At 62.1% G+C, this 5,559-nt stretch carries 5 protein-coding genes and 2 tRNA genes; 2 read left to right on the top strand and 5 right to left on the bottom strand.

All coding sequences use genetic code 11. From position 1 onward, the window contains the following. Positions 1-418: 418 nt before the first annotated feature. Together V5B39_RS21465 and V5B39_RS21460 are read left to right on the top strand one after the other, a co-directional pair. Positions 419-494 (top strand) — tRNA-Lys (locus V5B39_RS21465). Positions 495-532: 38 nt separating this feature from the next. After that, positions 533-608 (top strand) — tRNA-Lys (locus tag V5B39_RS21460). A gap of 166 nt (positions 609-774) precedes the next feature. Here the strand turns inward: V5B39_RS21460 and V5B39_RS21455 are convergent. From V5B39_RS21455 to V5B39_RS21435, 5 genes are all read right to left on the bottom strand, one after another. Then, positions 775-1,134, bottom strand: a complete 360-nt coding sequence (locus tag V5B39_RS21455) for a hypothetical protein (RefSeq protein WP_332344858.1) — start codon at positions 1,132-1,134, stop codon at positions 775-777. A gap of 252 nt (positions 1,135-1,386) precedes the next feature. Further along, the gene (locus tag V5B39_RS21450) at positions 1,387-1,599 is read right to left on the bottom strand and encodes a hypothetical protein (RefSeq protein ID WP_332344857.1); all 213 of its coding nucleotides are present in this window, start codon (positions 1,597-1,599) and stop codon (positions 1,387-1,389) included. Continuing rightward, positions 1,596-4,538, bottom strand: coding sequence for a transglycosylase SLT domain-containing protein (locus tag V5B39_RS21445; protein WP_332344856.1), 2,943 nt, complete (start codon positions 4,536-4,538; stop codon positions 1,596-1,598). The genes V5B39_RS21450 and V5B39_RS21445 overlap by 4 nt, the downstream gene beginning before the upstream one ends. Before the next feature lie 160 nt (positions 4,539-4,698). After that, positions 4,699-4,932, bottom strand: a complete 234-nt coding sequence (locus V5B39_RS21440; RefSeq protein WP_332344855.1) for a hypothetical protein — start codon at positions 4,930-4,932, stop codon at positions 4,699-4,701. Between the two features lie 37 nt (positions 4,933-4,969). Then, a complete protein-coding gene (locus V5B39_RS21435) occupies positions 4,970-5,428 on the bottom strand; it encodes a hypothetical protein (RefSeq protein ID WP_332344854.1) in 459 nt (152 codons plus the stop codon). Positions 5,429-5,559 lie beyond the last annotated feature (131 nt).

Raw genomic sequence — 5,559 nt, 5'->3', positions numbered from 1 at the left:
CGGACTTTGCGAGAAAAACACGGCGAAGGCCGACAGGGCCGCGTCCTCCCTCTCATAGCGCCGGGCGTTGCTCTGCTTACGCCCATCCGGCAAAGCCCGGAAGGCATCCCGAACCTTCTCGATCAAGGCGACGGCGGGGCTCGGCAGGGGGATGGGGGCAACGGTCGAAATGGGCTGGGCACCTGAAAATCATCAATACTTCGATCAAGTTCGAGGTTAACACTATAACATACTGTTTCCCAGCATTATTTTTAGAACAGGCGGAGTTTCCCTCAATCTTCATTGCCCAAGTCTGCCAATCCTTGTACGCCAACCTACGCCAACAGCCGCCTTGCGTGGGTTTGAAATGAGAACTGCTGCTATCGCCCTACACCCGTTGACAGATCTCAGGCCCCTCCCTATAATTATCGGTTTCCTAGGGTTGGTAGCTCAGTCGGTAGAGCACTGGACTTTTAATCCATTGGTCGTGGGTTCGAATCCCACCCAACCCACCAAGCGAGAACCCTTTCTGCGTTCAACTCAATGATGACGCGGGGCGTTAGCTCAGTTGGTAGAGCAGCGGACTCTTAATCCGTAGGTCCAGAGTTCGAGTCTCTGACGCCCCACCAAAGAATCAAGCACTTAGCACGGTAAAGCGGTTATGCCTTTCGTATTGTCGCCTCTGTGTAGCCACCATGTAGCCAAATTCGGGCAATCCAGTTCAACGTCGCCCAAGAAAAACCCGGCTCACGGCCGGGCTTGGAAAACTCAGATTTTCTACGGAGTTTTGGCGCTTTACGATCGTGCGGCTTTGACGGCCTCGTAGCGATTGACAATGGCGTCGACGTCGATCTGACTGGCGGTGATGACCAGCGCTTTCTCGATGGCGGCGAGGAATCCGGCGACATGGCCGTGCCCCTTCGTGCCGCGCCGGATCTTCGCCATGTCCTCTATGATTCTTGGCAGGATGCCTGCGCCGGTCATGGTCGGGTTGGCCTCAAGGAACCGGGCAAACTCGATGGCGTACTGCCGACCCCGACGGCAAGACTTCTTGTAGCTCTTGCTCCTCGGGACTGACCAGAATGACCGATCTTTCCTGGTGGTCTTGACGAAGGAAAGGCTGGTGACCGGGGATTGGTTGCTGATTTTGGGCATGGGTGACTCCAAGGATGGATGAGGGCAGACCGTGCGGGTTGGCGTACCGGGAATAGGAACCGGCGAGCACGAAGGCTCCCCACACGGCCACCCAAAACTTGGGAACCATGTCAACGGACATGAAAAAAGCCGCGATGCTGGCGGCTTGTCCGCCTATTCTCCGAGACGCCAATCTCGCATCGCTGATGTGCAGCGACATCGCCAGTATCGGCCAGTCACCAGCAGCGCGTCAAGTGGCGAAGTGCGATTTTTTCACTTTGTGACCGCAATAGGACCGATGTCTTTTGCCCCTGTAGCCTTCGGCATCTCGGCCAGCATCTGCCCGTCTTGGTGATACCGGATTTCCGGTATCGCTTCCGCAATACCAGATAATCCTGTAATGCTGGCGGCCGATAGCGGAATCCCCCCATCGCCACCAGTCTCCGCAATATACGGTTTGCCGGTGACGTGCGGGAAATCCATCATCCGCGGCTCAACCCGGCGACGGTCTGCTTGAACTGCCCGGTGAGAGGAAGGGCTACCTTGTCTGATCTGCCGTCCGGGTAGTTGACGTTGATTTCTGCCGCGCCAGTGATCCTTGCTACCCGATCACCCCTGGAAGCAGGGCGCGCCTCACCTGGAATCAGCTTGTCACGGTAATCGGAAATCTTGCCAACGTATTCGGACGTTTCCTTGTTCCCCCACGCGGATTCTTTCCACCCGCCGTTATAGGCTTTCTGCGCCTTTTCGACGGTGCCGAACTTCCGCAGGTTCTCCAGCATCATCAGGCGATGCGCTTCAAGCTGATCGGCTCGGGAAACGATCTTGCGCCCCATTCGAGTTTCCATGACGCCCTTCTCCCTCGGCATGATCTGCCCGAGACCCCACGCTTTCCGCGGCGACACCGCATTGGAGTTGCCTCCACTTTCCACCATGATCTGCGCTTCGGATGTGCCCTTGGGGGCGCCCAGCAAGCGGTCGGTCTCCGCGAGGTAAGCCTTTTCGCTCTCCGATAGCGTGCCCGCAGCAGCAGGCTTGCGCGACGCCGTGACGGCCAATGCCTTTGATGTCTTGTCGGCATCGGGTACGGATGACTGAACGACCGAAACCGCCTCTCTCTCCGACGGCTTGGGTGCCGATTCGGTCGCCTCCTTGGCGATGGCCTGCTTGACCGCGTCCGGTTGGAGCGCGTTACGTTGGTCTCGCTCGTTCCTGAGCGCCAGCGCGGCCTTCTGGCGGGCTTCATGCGTCGCCAGCGCGGGGTCGCCGGATTCGTTCGCCCCGATAGCCTGCCGGCGTTGATCGTACTCGGCCTGGGACATGGGACCCTGCTTGGCGAATTTGATCGCTTCGTCGGTGATGGCCTGCTTCCGTTCCTTGGCGCCTTCCCCGCTTCCCTCCTTGTCCAGACGCTCCTGGTAAGCCCGGTTGGCCTGGTACTGCTTCATCTCGGGAGTCAGGCCGCCGACCTTGTCGAGCAGACCAAACACCCCCTCCTGGATGGCGTTCGTCGCCGGGAGGATTTTGGAGGCGTAGTCCTTGAACTTGTTGTCGAGATCGATCTGCGCCTGCCTTGCGGTCTTGCCGTCGTCCTCGGTTTCGCGGATCGCGTGAATCTGTGTCAAGATCGTCTTCAGCGCGTCGTCGCCCTGGGCAGCGTCCAGCGCCTGCTTTTCCTGATCGGTCAGCGCGTTCTTGCCGGTGAGCTTCCGGGCCTGTTCGCGCATGGCGGCAAGCTCGGCGGACTTCGCGTTGTCGATCATGGCCAGCGTGCTGATTTGAGACACGTTGGCCTTGGCCGGATCTTTGCCGGCCTGCTTGAGGGCCGCGTTGACCCGATCCATCAGGCCCGTGACGCCCCCTTGCTGTGCGTTCGCCGCCAGCAGGGCATTGGCCTGCACGTTCGAGATGCCGTACTTGCCGGAGATCGACGGCGCCAGGAACTCGTCGCCGATCGTCCCGCGCATCCGTTCGAGTTCGCGGTCCAGGAAGGTCTTGTTACCGCCCGCCTGGGCCATGGCGAGATAGCGCGCCCGCGTCTTGTCCGACCTCGCCAGCGCGTACTGCGCGGAATTGACGCCGAACGTGCTCTCAGGGCTGGCGAAGGGGCCAGCGTCGCTGATTGCCGGCATGTCGAGCGCCGTGGCGCCGAATTCCTGCGCCCATCCCAGACGGAAAGCGGCGCCGGCTTCGCCGCCACCGGTGGCCCACGATCCGGCAATCTGTTGCAGCAGACCCGCCGACCCCTTGGCGTCCAGTCCGGGGAGCTTGAGCCCCCCCAGCGCCCCCATCAGATCGGAGAACCCCGCCACGTTCGCAGGGGAGAGCGACTGTCGCGTCGAGGTCTCGGTGAAATGCGCAATGGCCGACAGAACGTCGTCGGCTTTCGCGAAGGCATCGGTCTTGCCGACCGCGTCACCGATCAGGTACGCCAGCCGGCGGTTGCTCTGTTCGCTGCCATCGGTCGCCCGGAAGTGGCGCAGCGTTCCCAGAAACTCGACCCCGGCTTCCGGCGACAGACCGAACCCACGCGACATCGCCGTGCCCTGCCCGACCGCCATGCCGATGCTATTCTGCGCGGCGCGTCCGGACACTTGCGACGATTGCGCGTAAGTGCGCGCCAGCTTGGCGCTTTCCGAGCTGGTGATGCCCAGACCGACCGAGAACCGGCGAACGGATTCGCGCAGTTCCTCGAAGCCCACCGCGGAGCTTCCGACCGATTGCCGGAGATCGTGGTACTGAACCGCCTCATCCTTCGCATCCCCGAACTTCTGCCCAACCTTCTGGACGCCCTTGATTCCGAGGTACGCCAGCGCGGCAATCCCGGCGCCCTTGCCGAGCATGCCCAGTCCGCCCGCAGACGCGGCTCCGCCCTCGGTGTCGCCGGCTTGCTGAAAGCTGTGGTGCAGGATGTTGCCGGCGACCCCGCCCCCTACCCCAGCCGCCCGCAGGACGCCCATCCCGGCCTGCCTGAGCATCCCGGAAACGCCCGGCCGTGTCGTCTCGACGATCCCGAGCTGCTGCATGACTTCTCGGTAGTGCTGGTTCGCCTGCCGCTGGCTCGGGAAGGTTCCCCGGAAGCCCTCGATCCAATGTTCCATGTCGCCGCCGTAGCGCTTGAGACGCCCGCTGAAACGGGACATTTCGCCGAAGTCGCGGGCGATTTGCGCGATCTGGGCATCCGTGAAGGTCTTGCCCAAGCGCTGGGTCAGCGCGCGCCGTGCTGCGGCCTCTCTGGCGGCGATGTCAGCGGCGACGGCCTGTTGCCCAGCGGCAGATGTGGCCGCATTGGGATTGGCCGATGCGGGCGCGGCCTGGGGGGGGTTGGCCGGAGTTCCCGACCCGGTTGGCGGGCTGCCGCCGACCCCGCCACGGGTCGCGTTGACGTTGACGTTGACGTTGGCTTGAATGTCAATGCTGGGCATCGTGGATCACCTCCCTTCAGAAATTTTCGTCTGCTGCGCTGCAACCCGCTGTGCAACAGGTTCGACCCGCCGGAAGCCACACCAAAAGCATGATGCACCGCAACCTAGCAATATTCGCGCCACAAACGGCAGTAAATGCCTCAAGCCATTGTACCGTATGCTATGGACCGTTCTGTGCTTGTGGTTCCAAATGGCATTGTGCAGAGCAGCATTTAGTTGCAGCCTCGGCAGATTTAGTTGCAGCCTCGGCAGGCTGAAGCTGCGCCAGCACGTCGATGTACAGGCTCAGCAACCCGGCAGCAGCCGATACGTCGCCCTTCAACGCGGCAGACGCCACGATTTCAAGCAACTGGTCGCTGAGAGGTTCGATCGACCGGCGAACCCGCATCAACACGGTACGCCTCGATACCGGCCGGCCAGCGCGCCGTTCGTCAAGCATGCGACCCCCCGACTACTCGAACCAGGTCGGCGGTCGGCATCCAGCTTTGCCTTGGGCGAACGTGGCCCAAGGCCCGGCCAGCGGCAACCGTCGCCTCAACGGCCTTCAGCAAGGCCACCTCATGCGCCCGGACTCGCGCCAGCAGGGCAGCGTGCCGGGCCTCTGTTTGGCACCGTTGCCACTCGGTTTCGACGGTCACCAGGTCGCGCTGCGCGGCCTCGACGCCGGGCAGGCTGCCATCGACTTCGGTTACTGCTGTCTGGCGCAAACGCTCCAGGGCTTCCCGATCCAAACCCAAGGCAGCCAGTTCCGCCGTTTCCGCCGGGTCGCGCTTGCCAGCAAGACGGCCATCGATGATGGCTGCCCGCCGGTTCTCGGTTTCGAGGATTCGAGAATCGATCTGACTCAGTCTCTCCGCGGCAACGGCTTGAGCCTTCAGCGCCTTGTCCAACGAGTGTAAGCGTGCAGCCGATCCACCTGTAAAACCGCCGAGAGGTGGAGCAACCTCCAGGTTTTCGACAGGAGGACGAGATGGACAAGGCAGGAGAACTGGAAGCGCACTGGCGAGGGCATGTTGACGCC

The sequence above is a fragment of the Accumulibacter sp. genome (genome assembly GCF_036625275.1).
Taxonomy (GTDB): Bacteria; Pseudomonadota; Gammaproteobacteria; order Burkholderiales; family Rhodocyclaceae; genus Accumulibacter.
This window is presented reverse-complemented; position numbering and strand designations above follow the sequence as displayed.

Excerpts from the sequence above, each read along its gene's own strand:
- V5B39_RS21455 (WP_332344858.1), bottom strand. The coding sequence starts at position 1,134 with ATGCCCAAAATCAGCAACCAATCCCCGGTCACCAGCCTTTCCTTCGTC.
- V5B39_RS21450 (WP_332344857.1), bottom strand. The coding sequence starts at position 1,599 with ATGATGGATTTCCCGCACGTCACCGGCAAACCGTATATTGCGGAGACT.
- V5B39_RS21445 (WP_332344856.1), bottom strand. The coding sequence starts at position 4,538 with ATGCCCAGCATTGACATTCAAGCCAACGTCAACGTCAACGTCAACGCG.